Source organism: Nocardia sp. NPDC051321 (assembly GCF_044455225.1).
Lineage (GTDB): Bacteria > Actinomycetota > Actinomycetes > Mycobacteriales > Mycobacteriaceae > Nocardia.
The window spans coordinates 1-23,786 of the sequence record NZ_JBITEM010000021.1; the positions used below are offsets into that span (position 1 = coordinate 1).

Annotated in this window: 25 protein-coding genes; 19 read left to right on the forward strand and 6 right to left on the reverse strand. The window is 66.8% G+C overall.

Annotated features, from left to right (window positions below):
• Nucleotides 1–186: 186 nt before the first annotated feature.
• Nucleotides 187–537, forward strand: coding sequence for an MmcQ/YjbR family DNA-binding protein (locus ACIA8C_RS38270; protein ID WP_397143525.1), 351 nt, complete (start codon nt 187–189; stop codon nt 535–537).
• A gap of 5 nt (nt 538–542) precedes the next feature.
• Here ACIA8C_RS38270 and ACIA8C_RS38275 read toward each other — a convergent pair whose 3' ends face one another.
• Nucleotides 543–1,448 carry an RNA polymerase sigma factor SigF gene (locus ACIA8C_RS38275; protein WP_396990988.1) on the reverse strand — a complete coding sequence of 302 codons (906 nt, stop codon included), beginning with the start codon at nt 1,446–1,448 and terminating at the stop codon, nt 543–545.
• Nucleotides 1,448–1,870, reverse strand: a complete 423-nt coding sequence (locus ACIA8C_RS38280) for an ATP-binding protein (RefSeq protein ID WP_396990987.1) — start codon at nt 1,868–1,870, stop codon at nt 1,448–1,450. The genes ACIA8C_RS38275 and ACIA8C_RS38280 overlap by 1 nt, the downstream gene beginning before the upstream one ends.
• A gap of 96 nt (nt 1,871–1,966) precedes the next feature.
• On the opposite strand from ACIA8C_RS38280, the gene rpe reads away from it, so the two are divergent.
• Nucleotides 1,967–2,623, forward strand: a complete 657-nt coding sequence (rpe, locus tag ACIA8C_RS38285) for a ribulose-phosphate 3-epimerase (protein WP_397143772.1) — start codon at nt 1,967–1,969, stop codon at nt 2,621–2,623.
• A 13-nt stretch (nt 2,624–2,636) separates the two neighbouring features.
• Here rpe and ACIA8C_RS38290 read toward each other — a convergent pair whose 3' ends face one another.
• Nucleotides 2,637–3,107: a hypothetical protein gene (locus ACIA8C_RS38290; RefSeq protein WP_396990986.1), complete on the reverse strand. Its 471-nt coding sequence runs from the start codon at nt 3,105–3,107 to the stop codon at nt 2,637–2,639.
• A 587-nt stretch (nt 3,108–3,694) separates the two neighbouring features.
• Here ACIA8C_RS38290 and ACIA8C_RS38295 point away from each other — a divergent pair.
• The 5 genes from ACIA8C_RS38295 to ACIA8C_RS38315 all read left to right on the forward strand — a co-directional run bounded on the left by ACIA8C_RS38295 (nt 3,695) and on the right by ACIA8C_RS38315 (nt 7,310).
• Entirely contained in the window at nt 3,695–4,318 is a 624-nt protein-coding gene (locus tag ACIA8C_RS38295) for a riboflavin synthase (protein ID WP_397143527.1), read from the forward strand.
• A 76-nt stretch (nt 4,319–4,394) separates the two neighbouring features.
• Nucleotides 4,395–5,639, forward strand: coding sequence for a bifunctional 3,4-dihydroxy-2-butanone-4-phosphate synthase/GTP cyclohydrolase II (locus ACIA8C_RS38300; protein ID WP_396990984.1), 1,245 nt, complete (start codon nt 4,395–4,397; stop codon nt 5,637–5,639).
• Between the two features lie 21 nt (nt 5,640–5,660).
• Nucleotides 5,661–6,140: a 6,7-dimethyl-8-ribityllumazine synthase gene (gene ribH / locus ACIA8C_RS38305; protein ID WP_396990983.1), complete on the forward strand. Its 480-nt coding sequence runs from the start codon at nt 5,661–5,663 to the stop codon at nt 6,138–6,140.
• Nucleotides 6,141–6,190: 50 nt separating this feature from the next.
• On the forward strand, nt 6,191–6,694 hold the full coding sequence (locus ACIA8C_RS38310; protein WP_397143529.1) for a PH domain-containing protein: 504 nt from the start codon (nt 6,191–6,193) through the stop codon (nt 6,692–6,694).
• A gap of 76 nt (nt 6,695–6,770) precedes the next feature.
• Nucleotides 6,771–7,310 carry a GNAT family N-acetyltransferase gene (locus ACIA8C_RS38315; protein WP_397143530.1) on the forward strand — a complete coding sequence of 180 codons (540 nt, stop codon included), beginning with the start codon at nt 6,771–6,773 and terminating at the stop codon, nt 7,308–7,310.
• Between the two features lie 36 nt (nt 7,311–7,346).
• Here the strand turns inward: ACIA8C_RS38315 and ACIA8C_RS38320 are convergent, their stop codons facing one another.
• The gene (locus tag ACIA8C_RS38320) at nt 7,347–9,311 is read right to left on the reverse strand and encodes a gamma-glutamyltransferase family protein (RefSeq protein ID WP_397143532.1); all 1,965 of its coding nucleotides are present in this window, start codon (nt 9,309–9,311) and stop codon (nt 7,347–7,349) included.
• 257 nt (nt 9,312–9,568) lie between these two features.
• Between ACIA8C_RS38320 and ACIA8C_RS38325 the strand changes: the two genes are divergently transcribed.
• From ACIA8C_RS38325 to ACIA8C_RS38370, 10 genes are all read left to right on the forward strand, one after another.
• A complete protein-coding gene (locus ACIA8C_RS38325; protein WP_397143534.1) occupies nt 9,569–10,258 on the forward strand; it encodes an HAD family hydrolase in 690 nt (229 codons plus the stop codon).
• Between the two features lie 147 nt (nt 10,259–10,405).
• Entirely contained in the window at nt 10,406–10,846 is a 441-nt protein-coding gene (locus tag ACIA8C_RS38330; protein ID WP_397143536.1) for a hypothetical protein, read from the forward strand.
• A 116-nt stretch (nt 10,847–10,962) separates the two neighbouring features.
• Entirely contained in the window at nt 10,963–12,972 is a 2,010-nt protein-coding gene (gene uvrC / locus ACIA8C_RS38335; protein ID WP_397143538.1) for an excinuclease ABC subunit UvrC, read from the forward strand.
• Between the two features lie 284 nt (nt 12,973–13,256).
• Nucleotides 13,257–14,237, forward strand: coding sequence for an RNase adapter RapZ (gene rapZ, locus ACIA8C_RS38340; RefSeq protein WP_397143540.1), 981 nt, complete (start codon nt 13,257–13,259; stop codon nt 14,235–14,237).
• A gap of 73 nt (nt 14,238–14,310) precedes the next feature.
• Nucleotides 14,311–15,357 (forward strand): uridine diphosphate-N-acetylglucosamine-binding protein YvcK, encoded by a 1,047-nt coding sequence (yvcK, locus tag ACIA8C_RS38345; protein WP_397143542.1) that lies wholly within the window; start codon nt 14,311–14,313, stop codon nt 15,355–15,357.
• A complete protein-coding gene (gene whiA, locus ACIA8C_RS38350) occupies nt 15,348–16,331 on the forward strand; it encodes a DNA-binding protein WhiA (protein ID WP_040736336.1) in 984 nt (327 codons plus the stop codon). Before yvcK ends, whiA begins: the two co-directional genes overlap by 10 nt.
• A 421-nt stretch (nt 16,332–16,752) precedes the next feature.
• Entirely contained in the window at nt 16,753–17,772 is a 1,020-nt protein-coding gene (gene gap / locus ACIA8C_RS38355) for a type I glyceraldehyde-3-phosphate dehydrogenase (protein ID WP_364731583.1), read from the forward strand.
• Nucleotides 17,773–17,776: 4 nt separating this feature from the next.
• The gene (locus tag ACIA8C_RS38360; protein ID WP_397143544.1) at nt 17,777–18,991 is read left to right on the forward strand and encodes a phosphoglycerate kinase; all 1,215 of its coding nucleotides are present in this window, start codon (nt 17,777–17,779) and stop codon (nt 18,989–18,991) included.
• A gap of 14 nt (nt 18,992–19,005) precedes the next feature.
• On the forward strand, nt 19,006–19,803 hold the full coding sequence (gene tpiA, locus ACIA8C_RS38365; protein WP_397143546.1) for a triose-phosphate isomerase: 798 nt from the start codon (nt 19,006–19,008) through the stop codon (nt 19,801–19,803).
• Nucleotides 19,804–19,872: 69 nt separating this feature from the next.
• A complete protein-coding gene (locus ACIA8C_RS38370; RefSeq protein WP_397143548.1) occupies nt 19,873–20,004 on the forward strand; it encodes a hypothetical protein in 132 nt (43 codons plus the stop codon).
• Here ACIA8C_RS38370 and ACIA8C_RS38375 read toward each other — a convergent pair whose 3' ends face one another.
• Nucleotides 20,005–20,787 (reverse strand): META domain-containing protein, encoded by a 783-nt coding sequence (locus tag ACIA8C_RS38375; protein WP_397143550.1) that lies wholly within the window; start codon nt 20,785–20,787, stop codon nt 20,005–20,007. It lies immediately after the preceding gene.
• Nucleotides 20,788–20,835: 48 nt separating this feature from the next.
• The gene (locus ACIA8C_RS38380) at nt 20,836–22,257 is read right to left on the reverse strand and encodes a lipase family protein (RefSeq protein ID WP_397143552.1); all 1,422 of its coding nucleotides are present in this window, start codon (nt 22,255–22,257) and stop codon (nt 20,836–20,838) included.
• 171 nt (nt 22,258–22,428) lie between these two features.
• On the opposite strand from ACIA8C_RS38380, the gene ACIA8C_RS38385 reads away from it, so the two are divergent.
• Both ACIA8C_RS38385 and ACIA8C_RS38390 read left to right on the forward strand, forming a co-directional pair.
• Nucleotides 22,429–23,058 carry a TetR/AcrR family transcriptional regulator gene (locus ACIA8C_RS38385; protein WP_397143554.1) on the forward strand — a complete coding sequence of 210 codons (630 nt, stop codon included), beginning with the start codon at nt 22,429–22,431 and terminating at the stop codon, nt 23,056–23,058.
• Nucleotides 23,059–23,067: 9 nt separating this feature from the next.
• Entirely contained in the window at nt 23,068–23,595 is a 528-nt protein-coding gene (locus ACIA8C_RS38390) for a DUF3841 domain-containing protein (protein WP_397143556.1), read from the forward strand.
• The last annotated feature ends 191 nt before the right edge of the window (nt 23,596–23,786 follow it).

Sequence of the window (23,786 nt, forward strand, 5' to 3'; positions counted from 1 at the left end):
CCCAGAACACTCGCCGCAACGACCGCGGCAGACTCTGCTGAGGCATACAACAGCTCGATTCTCATCGGTGTTGCATCCACCCCTTGAACCCAAGTCGCGCGATGCCAACACCGGTTCCCCCTCGATCAGTCGTCCGATTCCATTTGTCCAAGCCTGGGCGTTTGGTGGTGCTGCAGACTGATGTTTATGGCATTGACGTGGGGAGACGTGGTCAAGGTTGCTACTGCGCTGCCGGGAGTTGAGGAATCGACTTGGTGGGGCAGTCCGGCGTTGAAGGTGGGTGGTAAAGGGTTCGGGCTGTTGCGCGTCAAGGCGGAGGGCGGCTTGGCTCTGGTGTGTGATCTGACCGAGAAGGAGGCGCTGCTGGCCTCCGGTGATCCGGCGTTCTACACCACGCCGCATTACGACGGGCACGGGTTCATCCTCATCGATCTGGATCGCGTTGCCCCCGAACAACTTCGCGAAATGCTTGATGACGCATGGTGGCTCACCGCCCCGCCCGAGGTACGGGCGCAGCGTGAGTTCCAAACGTATTGAGCCGACTACTCCCGGCTGGATTGTTCGCGCAGTCGCGCAAGGGTTTTCGCGAGGATGCGGGAGACGTGCATTTGTGAGATCCCCATCTGCTGGGCGATCTGGGTTTGCGTCATCGATTCGAAGAACCGCATGGTGAGGATGCGCCGCTCCCGCTCGGGCAGCCCGGCCAGCAGCGGGCGAATCGCGACATACTCTTCGACGCGGTCGAATTGGGTCTCTTCCTCGCCGAGGGTGTCCAGCAGTGAGGCGTCGGTGTCGCGGCCGAGGGTGGCCGCGTCGATGGAGCTCGGCTGGTAGGCGTTGCCCGCGATGACGGCCTGGGTCACCTCGTCCGGGTCGACGTCGAGCTCGGCGGCGATTTCCTTGGCGGTCGGTGATCGGCCGAGGCGCTGGGAGAGCGCGTCGATGGCCGCGCCGATGCGCAGATGGGTTTCCTTGACCCGGCGCGGCACCCGCATGGCCCAGGTGTTGTCGCGGAAGTAGCGGCGGACCTCGCCCATGATGGTCGGCACCGCGAAGGACAGGAAGTTGGAGCCGCGCTCGACGTCGAAGCGGTCGACCGCGTGCACCAGCCCGACGCGCGCCACCTGGGTGAGATCATCGAACGGCTCACCGCGCCCGCTGAATTTGCGCGCGATGTGATCGGCGAGCGGGATGCAGCGGCTGATCAGTTCGGCGCGGATCGCGGTGTGCCGCGCGGTCCCCGGCTTGCTCGCGCCGAGCTGTTCGAAGAGCAACCCGACGTCGTCGTAGCTGGCGACGGTCTTTACGGCTTCGAGGGTTTCGGTTTCCTCGGCAGCGTCCTCGGTGGTGACGGTCTCCGCGTCGTCGGCGGGGGTTTCCGCCTCGTCGGTGACGGTATCGGCATTGTCGTCGCGATCGGAGTCGAACACGGTGTCCTCGTCCGCCACTACGCTTTCCCCCGGACCCGACGGAACTCGACCGTCGTCGGATATCCGGAAATCGTCGAATCGAACGAGTCCTGGGTGGCCTGTACCTCATCGGTGAGCGTGCGCAGCACATGCCAGCCGAAGCTGCGCTGATCCGGTAAGCCCGCCTTGGCGGCGATACCACTGACGCGGACCAGCAGTTCGGTCTCGCCGACGGTGAATCGGCAGTTCAAGCTGGTGTCGGGCGCGGCGACAGCGATCAGCGTTGAGCAGACCTCGTCGACGGCCAGCCGGATGTCGGCCACCTCGTCCAGCGTGAAATCGCTTAGTAGGACCAGAGTTTCGGCGAGCCCACGAACGATGGGCAGCTGTGTGACCGATGCGGCCACCCGAATCTCCACCGGGGTGCTGTACAGCCCCTGTTCCGCCGAAATGTTGATCACCCTCATCAGGCTACCCACTCCCGCGCTGGGCAACCCCCACTACCGATAGACTGCGGCTTTGTGTCCACCCCGACTTACGCGCGCCCGGCCGTCCCGATGATCGCCCCCTCCATCCTTTCCGCCGACTTCGCGCACCTCGCGGACGAGGCGCGAGCGGTCGCCGGTGCCGACTGGCTACACGTCGATGTGATGGACGCGCACTTCGTGCCGAACCTGACCCTCGGGCTCCCGGTGGTCGAGAGCCTGCTGAAGGCGACCGACATTCCCCTCGACTGCCATCTGATGATCGAGGACCCGGGCCGCTGGGCGCCGCCGTACGCCGAGGCGGGCGCGCACAATGTGACCTTCCACGCCGAGGCGACCGACGATCCGGTCGCGGTGGCCCGCGATATTCGCGCGGCGGGCGCCAAGGCCGGTCTCTCGGTGAAGCCGAACACACCGATCGAGCCGTACCTGGAGATTCTGCGGTCGTTCGACACACTGCTGGTGATGAGCGTCGAGCCCGGATTCGGCGGACAGTCGTTCATCGCCGAGGTGCTGGACAAGGCGCGCACGGTGCGCAGGCTGGTCGACGCGGGCGAGCTGCGGCTGCTGGTGGAGATCGACGGCGGCATCAACACCGACACCATCGAGGCCGCCGCGGCGGCGGGCATCGACTGCTTCGTCGCCGGGTCCGCGGTGTACAACACGGCGGATCCGAGTGCCGCCGTCGAGAAACTGCGCGGGCAGGCCGCCGCGCTGCGAACGGTCTGATCCGCGAAATCGCTTACAGCGCGCGGACTTTGCGGGTGCCGATGGCGCGGGTCGCCTCGATCACCGCGTTGAGCGGCGGCCGGGTGGTCGCCGACTCGGGCGGGCGGATCCAGGTGCGATAGCCGGTGTGCTCGTCGTCCGGTGACGGCAGCACCACCTGACTGCCGGTGCAGGCGACCGTCGCGTACATCCGGAACAGCTCGGCGGAGACCGCGGCGCTCAAGGTGTCCGGACGGTACGGACCGGTCAGGAAGGTCCAGCGCTTGGCGCGCGGATGATCGACGATCGGCCCCGCGATGGTGGCCTGCTCGAGCCGTTGCCGCACTCGCTCGCCGAGATCGGCGGGCATGGTGATGGCACCGTAATGGGCGCCGATATGCAGCAGAATGCGACGCGAGGTGGGATCGATCGAGGCGGGCAGGTGCAATTCGCGGCGGTACTGCACGCAGCGAACTTCCAGCGTCGAATCGAGAAGAGTGGTCACTCCGCGCCCCCAACTGTGTCGAACTTGATTTGACCCACTGTGGTTATCTGACTTCCTCGAGTGGTGGACAATCCCTGGGTCGAACTTCCTGGGTCCGCAGGAGCGTCACCAGGTCGAACGGTTCAGCATTGAACTGCTCGGGTCGGAAGTTGAACGGTAGGAATCAGCTACATAACAATATTGCGTCTATTTCGGTCACGGCGCAAGCAAACGTTAAAAGCGTGTTGCAACTGGGTATGCCGAAGATTCGCGGGTTTGCTAGAAGTCTGCAAAACGCAACTATGCGGTATCAATAGTGCGATCAGACAATTCTTGTCGACAACAAATGTGCGATATATCCGCAGGCTCGAACTCAATTCGGTATTGGTTCGTTATTGGCCGTTTGCTATGGCGAGTGTCGCCTGGCTGACGGTTTGGTTCCCTCCGTGGTTGCCGGGAATCGGTCCGAAGGTTCCTCGAGTGGAACCGTGCTGTCGACTACGACGAGCCGTCGTTAAGCTGGGGTCCAGCGGCATCGACCGGCGGGAATACCCGTCGCTGCCGGGCTGTTCCGCAACCGGGGACAACGACGCGACAGGGAGTCAGGCATGTTCACAGGCATCGTCGAGGAACTGGGCGAGATCGTCGCCACCGAGCGGCTGGCCGACGCCGCCCGGCTGACGATCCGGGGCGAACTGGTGACCTCCGATGCCGGGCACGGTGATTCGATCGCGGTGAATGGCGTGTGCCTGACCGTCGTCGAGGTGGTCGGCGGCGATTCGTTCACCGTCGACGTGATGCAGGAGACGCTGAACCGCTCCAGCATCGGCAAGCTGGACACCGGATCCAAGGTCAACCTGGAACGGGCCGCCGCGCTGAACAGCCGCCTCGGCGGACACCTCGTGCAAGGCCACGTCGACGGCACCGGCACCGTGCTCTCCCGCACCCCCTCGGAGAACTGGGAAGTCGTGCGCATCTCCCTGCCCGACGCGATCGCCCGCTATGTGGTGGAGAAGGGCTCGATCACCGTCGACGGCATCTCGCTCACCGTCTCCGGCCTCGGCATCGCCGACGAGCCCGCCGAAGCCGACAGCAGGGACTGGTTCGAGGTCTCGCTCATCCCCACCACACTTGCCCTGACAAACCTGGGCTTTGCCACCGTCGGCACGACGGTCAACCTGGAGGTGGACGTCATCGCCAAGTACGTCGAACGATTGCAGCAGCGCGGGTGAACGGCCGGGCGGTCAACATCCGCGAGCCAGGCCGTAGTGTAGGGGCGGACCTATTTCGAGATGGAGCACAACAGACGTGACCAGGTTCGACACCATCGAGCGCGCAGTCGCCGACATCGCCGCCGGTAAAGCCGTTGTCGTCGTCGACGACGAGGACCGCGAGAACGAGGGCGACCTCATCTTCGCGGCCGAGAAGGCCACCCCGGAGCTGGTGGCCTTCATGATTCGCTACACCTCCGGTTATATCTGTGTGCCGCTGACGGGTGACGACTGCGACCGCCTCGGCCTGCCGCCGATGTACGCGATGAACCAGGACAAGCACGGCACCGCCTACACCGTGTCGGTCGACGCCCGCGAGGGCATCACCACGGGCATCTCGGGTGCCGACCGCGCGACCACCATGCGGCTGCTTGCCTCCGACGAGGCCAAGGCCGACGACTTCACCCGGCCCGGCCACGTGGTGCCGTTGCGCGCGAAGGACGGTGGCGTGCTGCGCAGGCCCGGCCACACCGAGGCCGCGGTCGACCTGTCCCGGATGGCCGGCCTGCGTCCGGCGGGCGTGATCTGCGAGATCGTCAGCCAGAAGGACGAGGGCCACATGGCCCGCACCGAGGAGCTGCGCGTCTTCGCCGACGAGCACAACCTCGCGATGATCTCCATCGCCGACATGATCGCCTGGCGGCGCAGGCACGAGAAGCACGTCATCCGGGTCGCCGAGGCGCGGATCCCCACGGCGCACGGCGAATTCATGGCCGTCGGTTACCAGAGCATCTACGACGAGGTCGAGCACGTCGCGCTGGTGCGCGGCGATCTCGCCGACGGCGACGATGTGCTGGTGCGGGTGCATTCGGAGTGCCTCACCGGTGACGTGTTCGGCTCGCTGCGCTGCGACTGCGGGCCGCAGCTGGATGCCGCGCTGGAAATGGTGGCCGAGGAAGGCCGCGGCGTGGTGCTCTACATGCGCGGGCACGAAGGCCGCGGCATCGGGCTGATGCACAAGCTGCAGGCCTACCAGCTGCAGGACTCCGGCCACGACACGGTCGACGCGAACCTGGAGCTCGGGCTGCCCGCCGACGCGCGAGACTACGGCACCGGCGCGCAGATCCTGGTCGATCTCGGGATTCGCTCGATGCGGCTGCTCACCAACAATCCGGCCAAGCGGGTCGGCCTGGACGGTTACGGGCTCGCGATCACCGAACGGGTCCCGATGCCGTTGCGCGCCAACGCCGAAAACCTCCGGTACCTGCGGACCAAGCGCGACCGGATGGGCCACGACCTGATCGGGCTCGACGACATCGATCTGGGCGAGACCGCCCGCTGAATCACGGAGAGGCAGACATCGATGAGCGGTACCGGCGTACCGACTTTCGCGCTCGCGGATGCCAAGGACCTGAAACTCGGCATCGTCGCGTCGCGCTGGCACACCACGATCTGCGACACCCTGGTGGCGAACGCCGAGCAGGTGGCCAAGGACGCCGGAGTCCTGCACGTCACGGTGGTGCGGTGCGCGGGCGCGATGGAACTGCCGGTGGTGGCGCAGGAACTAGCTCGCTCACACGACGCGGTGGTCGCGCTCGGCGTGGTGATCCGCGGTGGCACACCGCATTTCGAGTACGTCTGTGACGCGGTGACCGCCGGTCTGACTCGAGTCTCGCTGGATGCGGGCACACCCGTTGCGAACGGAGTGCTCACCACCAACGACGAGGAGCAGGCACTGGACCGCGCCGGGCTCCCCGGTTCCGCCGAGAACAAGGGCGAGCAGGCCTGTGCGGCGGCACTCGATGCCGCGCTCACGCTGCGTTCGCTTCGGCAGTCGGCGTAGTGGGCGAGCGGACCTACTTTCCGCAACGCACGTGGAGGTGCGCGTAACTTATGCCTGTCGCTCGTATCTTTCGAAGGAACGCTGAATCCGTTGCGGGACAGGGTGGTCCGTCTCCGTGGGAGCTCGAGGTGCGTCCGCGTCGTGCGGTACGTACCGCGCGGGTCGTTGCTGCCGTAATCGCTATCGCCTTCCTAGCGGGCGGCATCTGGCTGCGGTCCGGATCGACCGGCGTGAACTTCCGGGTCGCCGACCAACTCGCCATGATCGGGATCGGCCTACTCATCGCCGCCGCCGTTCTGCTGCTCACCCGCCCCCGGGTGCGTGTCGGCGCCAGCGGCGTCTCGGTCCGAAACATCCTGGGCGACAGTGACTTTCCCTGGGACACCGTCCGCGGTGTCACCTTCCCCGACAAAAAAGCCTGGGCCCGCCTAGAACTCGTCAATGACGACTACGTTCCCATGCTCGCCATCCGTTCCAACGACAAGGAACACGCCGCCAAGGCCATGGACAAACTCCGCGAACTCGGCGCGAAGTACACCGCCGACCAGGAGTGACCAGGGACGACGACACGGTTAGCGTGTCGGAGGTTCATGCCGGGGTAAGGCCTGGGTGGGCCGTTAGCCTGCACTTATGCAGACCGGTGCGCTCGTCCTTGCGGCGGCCCTCGCCGAGGATCCGCTGATGACCTATCTCTGGCCACGGCCGGCAATGCGGGCGCAGGCGTTGCCGGACTTCTGGGATTCGCGCCTCGCGTCGCGAGCCGACACCGGCATGGTCGACTCGGCGTGTGACGAGGACGGGAACATCGTCAGCGTCGCGCTGTGGGAACCCGCGGGCATCGTCACGTCGATCGCCAAGCCGTTCAGCCTGCTCCGAGCGCTGCAAGGGCACCTCCCGCGCGCACTCGCGGCGTCGCGCCAAATGGAAGACGTCCGCCCCGACATGCCACACCTATACCTGGCCGCAGTCGGAACCCGCCCGGACGCCCAACGACAGGGCTTCGCGTCATCGCTACTCGAACAACGCCTCGCCAGCTCCGTCGAACCCTGCTTCGTGGTCTGCAATTCCCGCGAAACCATCCCCTTCTACGAACGCTTCGGCTTCGTCCAACAAGGCGAGCTCACCATCGACCACGGCCCAGTCGTCTACCCCATGCTCCTATCCCGCTGACCCCATCGACCCGTTGCTTCCCCGCGGCTGTGTTGGTCAGCGGTCGTCGCCGAGGACCGCGCCCTCTCGGCGAGGATCGGCGCCGCCGACCCATCCTTCGCCGTCGTGTTGTAGTGCGCTGAGGCCGCTGGATTGCGGGGCTACCGACACCTTGTGGCCGAGTTCGCGGAGGCGGGTTACCAGGGGGTCGTTGTTGCCGTTGTCGGTGGTGTTGATGCTCGGGTGTTCGCCGCCGAGGCCGGTTTCCGGGCTGTTGCCCGCGCCGAAGGAGAGGGCGGAGACGGCCTGTTGCGGGTCGAGGCCCCAATCCAGCATGCCGATGAGGGTTTTCACGACGAACTGGATGATCACCGAACCGCCGGGGGAGCCTGCGACGTGGGTGAGGGGGCCGCGGGTGCCGTCGGGAGCTTTGTCGAAGACCAGGGTGGGGGCCATGGAGCTGCGCGGGCGCTTGTTGGGCTGGATCCGGTTGGCCACGGGGGCGCCGTCGGTGCCGAGCGGATCGGCGGAGAAGTCGGTGAGCTGGTTGTTCAGCACGAAGCCGTCGACGATGTGGAAGGAACCGAAGGCGGATTCCACGGTGGTGGTCATGGCGGCGGCGTTGCCGTACTTGTCCACCACGGAGATGTGGCTGGTGCCGTGTTCCGGCGGCTGCGGGCCGACGCCGACCGGGACGGGGCCGAAGTCGCCGGGCTGTGCGGTGCCCATGCTGTGGCCGCGGTCGATCAGTGCGGAGCGCTGCTTCAGGTAGTCCTTGTTCAGCAGGGTCTGCGGTGAATTGCCGGGCAGCGGAATGAAATCGGCGTCGGCGACGTACTTGTTGCGGTCGGCGTAGGCGAGGCGCTCGGCCTCCGAGATGAGGTGGACCGCGTCGGCCTTCGGCTTGCCACCGTTGCGGGCGTCGGCACCGGAGCCGAGGTTGTCCGGCGGCAGGGCGGCGAGGTCGAAGTTCTCCAGGATGCCGAGGGTCGAGGCGACGGTGATGCCGCCGGAGGAGGGGTTCGGCATGCCGCAGATCTCGTGCGTGCGGTAGCTGGTGCAGAGGGCGGTGCGCTTCTTCGCCTGGTAGTTCGCCAGGTCGGCGGTCGTGATCAGGCTGGGGGTGCGGCCGCCGGAGGTGGTGGTGGCCGCGGCAACGATGTCCTGCGCGATGGCGCCGGTGTAGAAGGCCTGGGCACCGTCGGAGGCGATGGCCCCCAACGTCTTCGCCATCGCCGGATTGGTCAGCACGGTGTCGGCGGCCTTGGCGGTGCCGTCGGGATTCAGGAAGTAAGCCTTCGCGGCATCGTCGAGGGCGAGGTCTTTGGCCGACTCCGCGATCTGTCCGGCGAAGCGGGGGCTGATCGGGAATCCGTGATCGGCGAGCTGGATGGCCGGGTCGAACAGTTCGCGCCAGCCGGTCTTGCCGTGATCGCGATGCGCCATCTCGAGCATCCGCAGAACGCCGGGCACGCCGATGGATCGACCACTGGCTCGCGTGTTCGGCTTCGGCTGCGATCGATCGACGTCGTCGACCCAGCGCAGATAGTTCTCGGTCGCCGCGGCGGGCGCGACCTCACGTCCGTCGTAGGCGTCGACGGTCTTGCTGGCAGCGTCGTAGTACATCAGGAACGAGCCGCCGCCGAGGCCAGAGGCCTGCGGCTCCACCAGACCGAGCACCGCCTGAGCCGCGATGAGCGCGTCCGCGGCGGTGCCGCCGTCCCGCAAGACCGCGCACGCCGCCTTCGTCGACACCGGGTTCGCCGTCGACACCGCGAACGTCTTCGTGTGGACCGGTGTCATCCCGGACCGGTATCCGGTGGCGATCTCCGGGTTCGTGCTGATGTCCTGGGTTTTACCGCCCGTGGCGTTCGCGGGCGTCGCGGCCACCGGTGTTCCGTTCGGCACCGTGTCGCAGACGCCGGCTGCCTTGTCCTCGTCGGACGAACAAGCCGTGACTGTCCCGAGGGTGAGCAGCAAAGCCGCCGCCACACCCGTCCACGTTCCTCGCGCGCGCCTCATGGGGGGACTCTAACGCTCGGCACCGACACCGGGAGGGGTTTGTCGTACCAGCGGGGCGGCCGTCCGTCGATCGACCAGGCTGCGGCGGTTCGTCGATCGCGCTGGAGGTTTCGTCGCACCGGGGGTTTCCCGCCTGTCGGGATGAACTCGGTTGCGCACCACCACCTATCGCCAGGAACCGGCCGGTCCGCCGCGGCCCTCGGCGCCGTGGCCTGCGACGACCTCGCGCATCGCAGACCGGTCGGTAGGCTGGTCCGGTGACGATCGAGGCGGTGCTCTTCGACTATTCCGGGACCTTGTTTCGACTGGAGGACGACGATTCGTGGGTCGACCAGATGGTCGACGCCGACGGCCGCGCCTTCGACGTGCACGAGAAAACCGAGATCCTGCGCAGGATGACCGCACCGGTCGAGCAACTCGTGCAGTTCGGCACCGAAGGCCAATACGCCTGGGACAACCGCGACCTGGACCCGAAGCTGCATCGCCGGGCCTATACGGAGGTCCTGCGCAAGTCCGGCGTACCGACCGACGAGCAGGCGGCCATCCTCTACCAGCGCCTCATCGATCCACTGACCTGGACGCCCTACCCCGACGTCGAAGAGGTGCTCACTCTGCTTGCCGCCCAAGGCATTCAGGTCGCTGTGGTGAGCAACATCGCCTTCGACATCCGCCCAGCCTTCACCAGCCGGAACTGGGACCGATACCTCGACGCCTTCGCCCTCTCCTTCGAAATCGGCGCGGTGAAACCCGATCCCCGCATCTTCGCCGCCACCCTGGGCAAGCTCGGCGTCGAACCCGAGGCGGCCCTGATGGTCGGCGACAGCGCCGAGGCGGATGGCGGCGCGACCGCCCTCGGCTGCCGATTCGCCCTGGTCGACCCGCTCCCGTCCGAAGAACGCCCATCCGGCCTGCTCGACGCCCTACGCGGTCACGGACTTTCGCGCTGACAATGATCGACCCGGGCTGATCACGGTCGGGTCATTTTTGGGTCACGGTCATCGCGCCCGAGTTGTCCGACTCTCCCCAGTGATCTAGCGTTCTGCCCGCGCGCCCGTTGACTCGGGCCGAGTGCGGATCGGAAGTGGGGGAGCGCCATGGGCGCCGATTTTTCGGACGATGATCTGGCCGTCGCCGAGCGATTATGGGCGCTGGGTGAGATGCCCGAGCCCGCGCGGGAAGCCAGGGAAGCGGCCTTGGGGCTGGCCGGATTCGGCGTCGCGTACGCGCTGCTGATGGGGCTGATGCTCGGGGGCGAGGCCGCGGGTGGCGCGGCGATCCAGTTCCTGTTCAGCTGGCTGCTCGCCCTGGTCGTCTGGGGATTCACCCGCGGCGCGAACGGTGTGCGCGTGCTGGCGATCATCCTGGCCGTCGCGCAGGCCGTGGTCGGCTGGCGCACCCACCCCCTCGACGTGCCGTTCGAGCAATGGATCGTGGCGGCGCTCTATTCACTCGCCGCGTCGACCGCCGTCGTCTGCCAGCTGAACCGCGCCGAAACCAAGACGTGGTTCGACTTCGACGAGACGTACAGCTCGTAACGGAAACGCTCCTGTCGGGCAGTATGTTTCGGCGGATCACCGCGCGACCGTTCGGCCGGGCGCGCTGAACCCGGCGCTGTGCCAGACCTGTCGGACGTGCTCGATAGGCTTGATGGGTGGCAGATCCAGCGACGTACCGGCCCAAGCCGGGCACGATTCCCGTCGAACCCGGGGTATACAAGTTCCGGGACGCACATCGGCAGGTCATCTACGTCGGCAAGGCAAAGAGCCTGCGCAGCAGGCTGAACTCGTACTTCGCCGACGTGGCTTCGCTGCATCCGCGTACCAGGCAGATGGTCACCACGGCGGCGAGCGTCGAGTGGACGGTCGTCTCCACCGAGGTGGAGGCGCTGCAGCTCGAATACAACTGGATCAAGGAATTCGACCCCCGCTTCAACGTGCGGTACCGCGACGACAAGTCGTATCCGGTGCTCGCGGTCACGTTGAACGAGGAGTTCCCCCGCCTGTTCGTCTATCGCGGCGCGCGCAAGAAGGGTGTGCGCTACTTCGGGCCCTACGCGCACGCCTGGGCGATCAGGGAAACCCTGGACCTGCTGCTGCGCGTGTTCCCCGCGCGCACCTGCTCCAACGGAGTGTTCAAGCGGCACAACCAGATCGGCCGCCCCTGCCTGCTCGGCTACATCGACAAGTGCTCGGCACCGTGCATCGGCCGGGTGAGCGCCGCGGAGCACCGTCAGATCGTGGAGGACTTCTGCGACTTCCTGGCCGGTCGCACCGACCGCATGGTGCGCCAGCTCGAGCGCCGCATGCAGGACGCCGCCGAGGACCTGGACTTCGAGAACGCCGCCCGCCTGCGCGACGACGTGCAGGCGCTGCGTCGCGCGCTGGAAAAGCAGGCCGTGGTGCTCGGCACCGGCACCGATGCCGACGTGATCGCCTTCGCCACCGACGAGTTGGAGGCGGCGGTACAGATCTTCCACGTCCGCGACGGCCGGGTCCGCGGCCAGCGTGGCTGGGTGGTCGACAAATCCGGTGATGCCATCGATGCGCCGGAGGCGGGCAGCGAGCTGGCCGTGCTGGTCGAGCAGTTCCTCACCCAGTTCTACGGCGAGCAGGTCTCGGTGGCCGAACTCGGCGAGGCCGAGCAGCCCGCGACCGTGGTGCCGCGCGAGGTACTTGTTCCCGAACTTCCCGGCGACGCCGACCAGATCCAGGAGTGGCTGTCCAACCTGCGCGGCTCGGCCGTGCAGCTGCGGGTGCCGCAGCGCGGCGACAAGAAAGCCCTCGCCGAGACCGTGCAGCGCAACGCGATGGAGGCGCTGCAGCAGCACAAGCTCAAACGCGCGGGCGACCTCACCTCGAGATCGGCTGCGCTGCAAGCCATTCAAGACGCACTCGAACTCGACAGCGCCCCGCTGCGGATCGAATGCGTCGACATCAGCCACGTGCAGGGCACCGACGTGGTCGCCTCGCTTGTGGTGTTCGAGGACGGCCTGGCCCGCAAGTCCGAGTATCGCCACTACGCGATCAAGGAGGCCGCGGGCGATGGCCGTTCCGACGACGTCGGCAGCATCAGGGAGGTGACCAGGCGGCGCTTCTACAAGCTGCAGAAGGAGCGCGAACTGATGGCAAGCGAGGACCTGGCGGCGACCGAAAACATCGACGGCACACCGGAACTCCTGTCGCGCCCCGGCATCGATCCGGACACCGGCCGCCCACGCAAGTTCGCCTACCCGCCCAACCTCTACGTCGTCGACGGCGGCGCACCCCAGGTCGCGGCCGCCGCCGAGGTGCTCGACGAACTCGGCATCACCGATGTCGCGGTGATCGGCCTGGCCAAACGCCTCGAGGAGGTGTGGGTGCCGGGGGAGAGCGACCCGGTGATCATGCCGCGTAACAGCGAGGCCCTGTTCCTGTTGCAACGGGTCCGCGACGAGGCACACCGCTTCGCGATCACCTTCCACCGCAGCAAACGTTCCCGCCGGATGACCGCGTCCGCGCTGGACTCGGTGCCCGGGCTCGGTGCGGCGCGCCGAACCGCGCTGGTTACCCATTTCGGATCTGTCGCCAAACTGAAGCAGGCCACGGTGGAGGAGATCATCGAGGTCCCCGGCATCGGGCTGGCCACCGCCAAGGCGGTACTCGCTGCGCTGCAGGAAGGCTGAGAAACATCGGAATCATCGGCTTCCCTGCCATCCCCCTATATCCTCGGTACCGTTCCATCACATATTTGTGAGCTAGCGTCAGCGAGCGAGCCAGGGAATCAGCGTCCACGTGCACCACAGAAGGTAATCGCGCATGTCTGCGCCCGATACCGGGACCAGTGCGGGATGATTCGAGAGGTACCCAGAGAGCGAGCGGAGCGAGTGAACCGACGACACAGCGTGCCACGGCGCACGGCAGAGCCGTGCGCCGGCGAGGTGCAGTCGGGTGACGGATCCGGTAGGACATGACACGCCTTCAATCGAACAACACTGCGGGAGATCCGCGACAGACCGAGGGGCAGGCCAGCCCCTCGAGCGCTGTCGCGGCGACGAACCCGCAGGTCGAGGTCGTCATCGTGACCGGACTATCCGGCGCGGGCCGCGGCACCGCCGCCCGCGTGCTCGAGGATCTCGGCTGGTACGTCACCGACAACCTGCCGCCGGAGTTGATCGGCCGGATGGTCGAACTCGGTGCGTCCGCCGAGCCACCGATCCGCAGCCTCGCCCTGGTGATGGACGTGCGCAGCAGGTTTTTCACCGGTGATTTGTCCGTGGTCACCGATCAATTGCGCAAGCTCGGCATCGAGACCAGGGTGCTGTTTCTCGAAGCTTCCGATGACGTGCTGATCCGGCGTTTCGGCTTCGCCCGCCGCAGGCACCCGCTGCAGAGCGAGAGCAAAGATGGCACACTCTCGGCGGGCATCGCCGCGGAACGAATCCGGCTCTCGGCCGTGAAAACCGCGGCGGATCTGGTCATCGACACCACCGAACTGTCCATCCATCAGCTGCATCGCAAGCTGGAGGAGGCCTTCGGCGGCGGCGCGCCAAGTGCGCTGCAGCTGACCGTGCAATCCTTCGGCTTCAAGCATGGGGTTCCACTGGACGCCGACATGGTGTTGGATGTGCGTTTTCTACCTAATCCACATTGGATACCGGAATTGCGGGAACACACTGGTCAGGAATCAGTGGTGAGCGAGTACGTGCTGTCGCGCCCCGGCGCCGACGATTACCTGCGTACCTGCCACCACCTGGTCGATCTGACGATGAACGGTTACCGCCAAGAGGGGAAGCGATACATGACGGTGGCAGTGGGCTGCACCGGAGGCAGGCACCGCAGCGTGGCGATAGCCGAGGCTCTTGGCGAACTGATGAGCGAGGGCACCGGCGTGCCCGAGGGATCCGCCGACGTGGTGCGGGTCGTGCATCGGGATCTGGGGCGCGAATGAGTGAGCGCAGCGAACGAATCATGTTGCAGCGCCCTTCGGGCATGCCGGAGCCGAGCGTCAGCGAGGCGCAGGCATGACCGGATGGGAATCCGATCCCAGCATTGTCGCGCTGGGTGGCGGGCACGGTCTATACGCGACGTTGACCGCGATCCGGCGGCTGACCAGAAAGATCTGCGCGGTCGTCACCGTCGCCGACGACGGCGGCTCGTCCGGTCGCCTACGCGCCGAATTGGGTGTGCTACCGCCCGGTGACCTGCGGATGGCGCTGGCCGCGCTGGCCGAGGACTCCGACGGTATCTGGACGCAGACCGTGCAACATCGCTTTGGCGGCACCGGAGCCCTCGCCGGTCACTCGGTCGGCAACCTCATCCTGGCCGGCTTGGCCGAGGTGCTCGGCGACCCGGTCGCCGCGCTCGACGAGCTCGCGAAGATGTTGCGCATCACCGGACGGGTGCTTCCCATGTCACCCATCGCGCTCGATATCGAAGCGGATGTGGCTGGGCTGGAAGCGGATCCGCGAGTCAGCCGCTGCATTCGCGGCCAGGTCGCCATCGCGACCACCCCGGGCAAGGTCCGGCGGGTTCGGTTGATCCCGTCCGACCCGCCGGCCAGTCAGGAAGCCACCTCGGCCATCGAACACGCCGATGTGGTCGTTCTCGGACCAGGATCCTGGTTCACCAGCGTCATCCCCCATGTGCTCGTCCCCGAACTACGAGAGGCGCTGGTGTACACCCGAGCCAGAAAAGTTCTGGTGCTGAATCTCGCCGCCGAGCCCGGCGAAACGGCGGGTTTCTCCGCCGAACGGCACCTACATGTATTGTCCCAGCACGCACCGGAATTCGTGGTCGACGAAGTTTTGGTCGATTCGGGGTCGGTGCCCGAGGGTCGCGAAAGAGAACATGTGGCGAGAGCCGCCGAACAGTTGCGCGCACGGGTAACCTTCTCCGATGTCGCCGAGGCGGGGACGGACCGGCATCACCCCGGAAAGCTTGCCGCCGCACTGGATCAACTGATCCGGCAACCGCGGCCGCAAATGGCAGGGCTTCGAGTCGAGGGACGGCACATGGGCCAGGATGTGCGTTCCGGGTTGGGTGGAAAGGAGCGCGTCTCGTGGCGATGACAGCCGATGTGAAAGACGAGCTGAGCAGGCTCACGGTGTCGCAAGTCAGTTCCCGCAAGGCGGAACTGTCCGCACTGCTGCGCTTTGCGGGCGGCCTGCACATCGTCGGTGGACGGGTGATCGTCGAAGCCGAGGTGGACATGGGTTCCATCGCTCGCAGGCTGCGCCGGGAGATCTTCGAGCTATACGGCTACGGCTCCGACGTGCACGTGCTCGGCGCGGGCGGTCTGCGTAAGACCTCCCGCTACGTGGTGCGCGTGTCCAAGGAGGGCGAGGCGCTGGCCCGGCAGACCGGGCTGCTCGATGTGCGCGGTCGTCCGGTGCGCGGCCTGCCGGCCCAGGTGGTCGGCGGCAGCATCGCGGACGCCGAAGCCGCTTGGCGCGGAGCGTTTCTCGCGCACGGTTCGCTCACCGAACCGGGTCGCTCCTCCGCGCTGGAGGTCAGCTGCCCCGGTCCGGAGGCGGCGCTCGCGCTCGTCGGCGCGGCCCGCAGGCTCGGCATCACCGCCAAGGCGCGGGAGGTGCGCGGCACCGACCGGGTCGTGGTGCGCGACGGCGAGGCCATCGGCGCGCTGCTCACCAGGATGGGGGCGCACGGCACCCGCATCGTCTGGGAGGAGCGCAGGCTGCGCCGCGAGGTGCGCGCCACCGCCAACCGGCTGGCCAATTTCGACGACGCCAACCTGCGCCGGTCGGCCAGGGCCGCGGTCGCCGCGGCCGCCAGGGTGGAGCGCGCGCTGGAGATCCTCAGCGACGACGTGCCCGACCATCTCGCCGCCGCGGGCAAGCTTCGTGTACAGCATCGTCAGGCGTCACTGGAGGAACTCGGCCAGCTCGCCGACCCGCCGATGACGAAAGACGCTGTGGCGGGCCGGATCCGGCGGCTGCTGTCGATGGCGGACCGACGCGCCAAGGAACTCGGCATCCCTGATACCGAGTCGGCCGTCACCGCGGAACTGCTCGACGAAGCCTGATCGAGTCGTCACCCGGCCGGTTGTCTCGCTGGACAGCCGGCCGGAGGTCTGTTCGGGTATCACGCTGTCTCCGGCGACCCACAACAGGCCGACCTCGAAGAGCGCTACGCCTCCCGCACTGACTTTCGGCCCCTATTTCGAGTGCGGATCCCGATAGTCAGTGTGGATTCTTGCGGGCGGGGTGCGGGCGCGGGAAAGGGGACGTATGGCACGCCGGGGGAGCGCCGTATTGGAATGCCAGGGTGATTGACTGTGCTGCATCGCAGGTAGGCGGGCCGTAGTGTGAGGAAACAGACCGGTCGGTGATTGATTCCGCTGGTTACCGTAGTGGTGTGTGCAGGTGCATGTCAGCGCGGTAACAGGCGGGCACTACTGTTACAAGACATCGGAATGATCCGCTTGAAAGCTGAGGAGCGATAACGTGACTGTCCGGGTAGGCATCAACGGCTTCGGTCGTATCGGACGTAACTTCTTCCGGGCGGTGGAGGCGCAGAAGGCGCTGGGCACCACCGACATCGAGATCGTCGCGGTCAACGACCTCACCGACAACGCGACTCTCGCGACCCTGCTCAAGTACGACTCGATCCTCGGCCGCTTGCCGCAGGACGTCTCGCTCGACGGCGACGACACCATCGTGGTCGGTGACCAGCGGCTCAAGGCGCTGGCCATCAAGGAGGGCCCGTCGGCACTGCCGTGGGGCGACCTGGGTGTAGACGTGGTCGTGGAGTCCACCGGCATCTTCACCGACGCGACGAAGGCCAAGGGCCACCTCGCCTCGGGCGCCAAGAAGGTCATCATCTCCGCACCCGCCAAGGGTGAGGATCTGACCGTGGTCATGGGCGTCAACGACGACAAGTACGACGGCAGCCAGAACATCATCTCCAACGCCTCGTGCACCACCAACTGCCTCGGCCCGCTGGCCAAGGTGCTGCACGACAGCTTCGGCATCGAGCGTGGTCTGATGACCACCATCCACGCGTACACGCAGGACCAGAACCTGCAGGACGCGCCGCATGCCGACCTGCGCCGCGCCCGCGCCGCCGCGCTGAACATCGTGCCCACCGGCACCGGCGCCGCGAAGGCCATCGGCCTGGTGCTCCCCGAACTGCAGGGCAAGCTGGACGGCTACGCGCTGCGCGTGCCGGTCCCGACGGGCTCGGTCACCGACCTCACCGTCAAGCTGGCCAAGTCGGCCTCGATCGACGAGATCAACGCCGCCTACCAGGCCGCCGCCGCGGGTGCGCTGAAGGGCTACCTCAAGTACAACGTGGACCCGATCGTGTCCAGCGACATCGTCACCGACCCGCACTCCTGCATCTACGACGCGCCGCTGACCAAGGTCATCGACGATCAGGTGAAGGTCGTCGGCTGGTACGACAACGAGTGGGGCTACTCGAACCGTCTCGCCGACCTCATCGGCCTCGTCGGCAAGTCGCTCTGAGGCCATGGCAGTCAAAACTCTCGACGATCTGCTGAGCGAGGGTGTCGAAGGTCGGGGCGTGCTCGTGCGCTCCGACCTGAACGTCCCCCTCGATGACAACGGTCAGATCACCGATCCCGGTCGCATCATCGCGTCCGTGCCGACGATCAAGGCGCTGGTCGAGGCCGGCGCGAAGGTGGTTGTCACGGCGCACCTCGGCCGACCGAAAGGCGAACCGGACCCGAAGCTTTCGCTGGCGCCGGTCGCCGCGAAGCTCGCCGAAGAACTGGGCCGCAACGTCCAGCTCGCCGGTGACGTGGTCGGCGGGGACGCGCTCGCGCGCTCCGAGGGACTCACCGACGGCGATGTGCTGCTGCTGGAGAACATCCGCTTCGACAAGCGCGAGACCAGCAAGGACGACGCGGACCGGGCCAAGCTCGCGGCCGCGCTGGTCGACCTGGTCGGCGACGACGGCGCGTTCGTCTCCGACGGCTTCGGTGTGGTGCACCGCAAGCAGGCGTCGGTCTACGACGTGGCCAAGCTGCTGCCGCATTACGCGGGCAAGCTGGTCGCCGCCGAGGTCGAGGTGCTCGCCAAGCTGACCGCCGACACCGAGCGGCCGTACGCGGTTGTGCTCGGCGGCTCCAAGGTCTCCGACAAGCTCGCGGTGATCGAGGCGCTCGCGCCGAAGGTGGACACCCTGGTCATCGGTGGCGGCATGTGCTTCACCTTCCTTGCCGCACAGGGCCTTTCGGTTGGCGCCTCGCTGCTGCAGGACGAGATGATCGACACCTGCAAGGACCTGCTCGACCGGTACGCCGACGTCATCCACCTGCCGCGCGACATCGTGGTGGCGAACAAGTTCGCGGCCGACGCCGACTCGAAGGTCGTTCCGGCGCACGAGATTCCGGACGGTTGGCTGGGCCTGGACATCGGGCCCGAGTCGACCTCCCGGTTCGCTGCGCTGCTGACCGAGGCGAAGACGGTGTTCTGGAACGGCCCGATGGGCGTGTTCGAGTTCGAGAGCTTCGCGGCGGGCACCAAGGGCGTGGCCGAGGCCATCGTCACCGCGACCGGCAAGGGCGCGTTCACCGTCGTCGGCGGTGGCGACTCCGCGGCGGCCGTGCGCGCGCTCAGGTTGCCCGATGACGGTTTCTCGCATATCTCCACCGGCGGCGGCGCGTCGCTGGAATACCTGGAGGGCAAGGAACTTCCGGGCATCGCAGTGCTGGAAGATTGAGGAGTGCTACGGCTGTGACAAAGTCTCTCGCCAGGAAGCCGCTCATCGCGGGCAACTGGAAGCTCAACCTCAACCACCTCGAGGCGATCGCGCTGGTGCAGAAGATCGCGTTCGCGTTGCCGGAGAAGTATTTCGCCAAGGTCGATGTCTCGGTGCTGCCGCCGTTCACCGACCTGCGCAGCGTGCAGACGCTGGTGGAGGGCGACAAGCTGCTGCTCACCTATGGCGCGCAAGATATTTCGGCGCACGACTCGGGTGCCTACACCGGTGAGATCAGCGGCGCCATGCTGGCCAAGCTCGGGTGTACCTTCGTCGCGGTCGGCCACTCCGAGCGGCGGCAGTACCACCACGAGGACGACGCCACCGTGCTCGCCAAGGCCAAGCAGGCGCTGAAGTTCGGGATCACCCCGATCGTCTGCATCGGTGAGGGCTTGAACGTCCGCGAGGCGAAGACGCACGTCGAGTACAACCTCGAGCAGCTGCGTGGTTCGCTGAAAGGGCTGACGGCGGAGGAGATCTCGAAGGTCGTCATCGCCTACGAGCCGGTCTGGGCCATCGGCACCGGCAAGGTCGCCACTCCCGCCGACGCGCAGGAAGTCTGCGCCGCGATCCGTGCGGAGCTGGCCGTACTCGCCTCCGCGGAGGTCGCCGCGGGTGTCCGCGTGCTCTACGGCGGCTCGGTCAACGCCAAGAATATCGGCGAGCTCATCAAGCAGACCGACGTCGACGGCGCACTGGTCGGCGGCGCGTCACTCAAGGGTGACGAATTCGCCACGGTCTCCGCGATCGCCGCAGGCGGCCCACTGCCGTAACCGTTTTCCGAAGCAGAGCCGGACGCCGCAACAGCGAATGTCCGGCTCTGCTTCGTTTAATCTGTGCCCATGCCGACCGAGCAAGCTGCCGCCGCCACAGAGCATCTGCCTGTGGTGCTGGCCAGGCGGGTGGCTGCGGCGAATCGCGCTCGGGCCGAGGGGATTACGGCGTATCTGGAGGATGGTTTCGTCGTGCGCTGATCACTCTGTGTGCAGGGTCAGGCCGTTGCCGTTCTGGTTGCGGAGGGTGAGGGTGTCGGCGTCGACGGTGGCGGTTGTCTTGCCGTCCAAGGCTTTCAGGACCGCCTGCTCGACCTCCATCACCTCGGGAGCGCACAGCATCTTCGTGGTGGCGACCTGGAAGGTCAGGTCGGTGTCGGAACCTGTTGCGTTGCCGGTCATTCGGTTGCAACCCGCGGTGCCGGAGACGTTGCCGTCCTCGGCGATGGTGAGGGTGGGTTTCACCTCATCGATTGTCTGGGAACGTATTTGGGCGTCGGGTGTGATCAGGGCGGTGACGATCCAAGTGACGCCCTTGATCGGCCGGTCCGGCTTGGCCACCTTCTTGTCCAGCATGGTCACCGTCAGCTTGTCGCTCTTCAGGGTCAGCTTCGTGTCGTCGAGCTGCCAGGTGGGATCGGACGTCAGTAGGCCGTTGAGCCATTCGTCGGCGCCCGCACGGTCGCCCGCGCAGGCCATGAGGGTGCCCGCGAGCCCGGCCACGTGCAGCTTGTGGTTGTCCAGTGCGACCGCGCCCGAAAAGGAATTACAGCCCGCGTCCGCCGCGATCCGGTCGTCTTTGAAGCTGAGCGTCAGCGGGCCGCCGCCGGGAATCGGCGCGCCCTCGACCCCGGTGGAGAGGAAGGTGCGGCCCGCCAGGGTCGGCGCGGTCGAGTTCGAGTCCGAATCGCCGCTCGAGCAGGCGCTGACCGCCAGCAGGGCCAACAGCGCGACCGGGCCGAACCGCAGGAAAGTAGCCGACATGACGGCGATGCTACCGACGTCCCGCGGTCCGGCCGGGTTATCGGCAGGTCAGACCGGCATGCCGAGGGCGGAGGCGAGAACTCCGCCGATGGTGTTGACGACCGCGCCGATCGCGCCGGGGTCGAGGATCTCCGAGGGCACATCGCGGTTGTGGCAACCGTCCGCCGCGGGAAGGCCGTTGAGCCGGTCGTTCAACCAGATCACGGCCGAACCCGCGCCGGAGACGGCGGCGACACCGTGCTCGCTGAGCAGGTCACGGGTGTAGGCGACCTTGGCGTTGGGATCCTTGCAGTAGGTGTCGTAGAGCTTGTTGACCGCGTTCACGGGCATGACCTCGTCGAGCGGGGCCTCGTAGATGTAGATCGGCGCGGTGGGGGTGCCGCGCCGGCCGAGGCTCAATTCGTCCAGCACGGGCTGCATTTCGGGTGCGCGGAGCGGATCGCCGCCGGGGTAGTCGAACAGGCCTTTGATGTTCACGAACGGGAAGCCCGCGAATTGCAGTGCCACACACTGTCCTTCGTGCACCACCCGGGTCGCCTTGCCGAGCGGGTTCATGTACTGATCGATGAACTTGTCGACCTGCGGGTATTCCCTTGCCACACCGAACAATCCACCGAGCACCGCACCGCCGAAGGTCGAGGTGCCGTTGTTGTAGTCGACGGCCGTGCTGATATCGGCCATCAGTCCGCCGGTAGCGGAGCCGACCAGGTTCAGCTCGGGTGCGTACTCGGGTTGCAGTTCGGCGGCGTGGCCGGTGGGGATGGCGCCGCCCGAGTAACCCCACAGGACGGCCCGGGTGCCCGCGCCGGACAGCCCGGCCTCGCCGAAGTTCTCCGCAGCCCGAATGCCGTCCAGGGTGATCCGGCCGCCGAGCGGACCGACGGCGTAAGCGGCGTTCGGGCCCTCATGGTCCGGAACGACCACCGCGTGCCCCAGCTGGAGCATGGCCTGCACCTCGACGAACTCCAGCTGATGGACCGAGTTCAGCGGGTTCGGCAGCGACCCCATCTGCAAGGCATAGGACGGTGCGCAGTTCTGCGACAGCGAATCCTCGGCGAATTGGAACGAGACCAGTCCGCGCTGCCCGCTCGGTGCCGGGCGATACGGCACGATCACCGTGGCGACCGCGGGAATGGCTTCGCCGCGGGTGTTGGTGCTGCGGTAGGACAATTGCCAGGCCCGCGTGTTGAGCGGGATGAGCCAGGCGTTGGCGAGATTGACCTGGCGTGCGGACAGGATCTCGCCCGGCTGTGCCGCGGCAACCCTGGCCGGATCGGGGTTATAGAACGCCGGATCCAGGAACGGTGGCGCGGGCGGCAGCGGAAACGGCAGCGGCGGTGCCACCGGCACCGGATCCGCGTGTGCCATGCCGATCACCATGGGGCTCATCGCCACGGCTAAACCCGCGGTCAGTGCCAGGCAAGTGTGCGCGACCATCCTCTTGGTGCCCGCGGCAGTGCCCATCTTCATTTGGAACTCCTCGACCTCTACGCAACGCAACGTGTCACGGCTCTCGGGCAAAAAGAGAGCACCTGTTTCCTAACTGGCGCGTCGACTGTAGAGTGCGTTTCGTCGCTGTGTCAACGATCACGCTGACCCGATGACCGGTGACATCCCACGGACCGGGCAGGATGGTCAGCCATGAGCGGGAACGCAGAAACATCGCGTCCACGCCGGACGCAACAGGAACGCCGCGCGGCCACCGTCGCCAAGCTGACCGATGCAACAATCGCCGCGATCGGCGAGGTCGGCTATCAGCGCGCGACCGTGCAGGAAATTTGCGGACGTGCGGGACTATCCGTCGGTGCCATGTTCCGGCAGTTCGACAGCAGGCTCGACCTGATCGTGCGGACCGCCGAGGAGATCGTCACCCAGCAGCTCGCCGCGTTCACCGTGGTGATGAAACAGCTTGGCGATCAAGCGAATCCGCTCGACACCGCGTTGCGCTTCCTGCAGGAGGCCCAGTCCGCCACCGTCACACACGCGCTGCGCGAGATCTACCTCGCGGCCCGCTCGGACGCCGAACTGCGGGCCAGGATCGCGCCGACCGTCGAGAACTACTACGACGACATCGTCGCCGAGGTAGACCGCACGGGAGTACTGAACCAGTTTCCGCAGCGGCTGCGCGAGCCCATCTTCTTCATGGCGCTGCACGTTTTCTCGGGCCAGGCGGTCGTCCGTGGCGTATATCAGCGCCCCGAACTAGACGACGCGGTCGTCAAACTGGTCGGGGACATGCTGCGGACCTACGCCGATTCGGTCGACGAATAGGCCGAGCGGATGAGGTTGTGGACGCTGCAGGCGGCCGAGGTGGTCGCCGCGGTGCGGGCGAGCGGTGGTTACCGGGCGAGCTGGGAACTGGTTTCGCCGAATATGCGACCGGCCTACGCGGCCATGGCCGCCGAAATGGCAAGGCGCGGAATCGTTTGCGGGGACGCGCCGCCGATATGGTGCTGGCCGGGCCGCGGACTTCGCGGAGCTTCCGTTCGACGCACCACGAATGCGCTTCTCGGAGACCATGAATGGGCGCACGGTAGATGGTTGCTGAAACTCCGTGTGCCGGAAGCGTGCGTACTCGCCACGTCGTACTCGGCATGGAACGACCACCTCGCCTACGCCTTCGGCGACCCCGATGGTACCGCCGAAATGGACTGGACCGGCCTGCTGCGTTCCGAATGGGACGAGCAGCAGGTGACGATCCCCGAACTGCGTTCCGAGTGGATCGTGCGAGCACGCCCTTACCTACCGGACGCCGAGACCGCGGCCAGGATCGCGGCAGATCCGTTGCTCCGCGCGCTAGAGCCTTGATCGTGTGCGCGTCCCAACCAGCCGAGTGCTGAGACCGCGGGCAGGATCGCCGCGGATCCGTTGCTGCGCGCGCTCCCGCCGGAAACCCGCGCGACAGGCAGCCGCGACGGGCACTAGGATCGGGCGCGTGCACCGATGCTTCCCGATCACCCCGCCGCCCGCCTCCTGAGCGAGGTGTAGGCGTACTTCCG

Excerpts from the sequence above, each read along its gene's own strand:
- ACIA8C_RS38270 (WP_397143525.1), top strand. The coding sequence starts at position 187 with ATGGCATTGACGTGGGGAGACGTGGTCAAGGTTGCTACTGCGCTGCCG.
- rpe (WP_397143772.1), top strand. The coding sequence starts at position 1,967 with ATGATCGCCCCCTCCATCCTTTCCGCCGACTTCGCGCACCTCGCGGAC.
- ACIA8C_RS38295 (WP_397143527.1), top strand. The coding sequence starts at position 3,695 with ATGTTCACAGGCATCGTCGAGGAACTGGGCGAGATCGTCGCCACCGAG.
- ribH (WP_396990983.1), top strand. The coding sequence starts at position 5,661 with ATGAGCGGTACCGGCGTACCGACTTTCGCGCTCGCGGATGCCAAGGAC.
- ACIA8C_RS38310 (WP_397143529.1), top strand. The coding sequence starts at position 6,191 with ATGCCTGTCGCTCGTATCTTTCGAAGGAACGCTGAATCCGTTGCGGGA.
- ACIA8C_RS38315 (WP_397143530.1), top strand. The coding sequence starts at position 6,771 with ATGCAGACCGGTGCGCTCGTCCTTGCGGCGGCCCTCGCCGAGGATCCG.
- ACIA8C_RS38320 (WP_397143532.1), bottom strand. The coding sequence starts at position 9,311 with ATGAGGCGCGCGCGAGGAACGTGGACGGGTGTGGCGGCGGCTTTGCTG.
- ACIA8C_RS38330 (WP_397143536.1), top strand. The coding sequence starts at position 10,406 with ATGGGCGCCGATTTTTCGGACGATGATCTGGCCGTCGCCGAGCGATTA.
- rapZ (WP_397143540.1), top strand. The coding sequence starts at position 13,257 with ATGACACGCCTTCAATCGAACAACACTGCGGGAGATCCGCGACAGACC.
- yvcK (WP_397143542.1), top strand. The coding sequence starts at position 14,311 with ATGACCGGATGGGAATCCGATCCCAGCATTGTCGCGCTGGGTGGCGGG.
- ACIA8C_RS38360 (WP_397143544.1), top strand. The coding sequence starts at position 17,777 with ATGGCAGTCAAAACTCTCGACGATCTGCTGAGCGAGGGTGTCGAAGGT.
- ACIA8C_RS38370 (WP_397143548.1), top strand. The coding sequence starts at position 19,873 with ATGCCGACCGAGCAAGCTGCCGCCGCCACAGAGCATCTGCCTGTGGTG.
- ACIA8C_RS38375 (WP_397143550.1), bottom strand. The coding sequence starts at position 20,787 with ATGTCGGCTACTTTCCTGCGGTTCGGCCCGGTCGCGCTGTTGGCCCTG.
- ACIA8C_RS38380 (WP_397143552.1), bottom strand. The coding sequence starts at position 22,257 with ATGAAGATGGGCACTGCCGCGGGCACCAAGAGGATGGTCGCGCACACT.
- ACIA8C_RS38385 (WP_397143554.1), top strand. The coding sequence starts at position 22,429 with ATGAGCGGGAACGCAGAAACATCGCGTCCACGCCGGACGCAACAGGAA.
- ACIA8C_RS38390 (WP_397143556.1), top strand. The coding sequence starts at position 23,068 with ATGAGGTTGTGGACGCTGCAGGCGGCCGAGGTGGTCGCCGCGGTGCGG.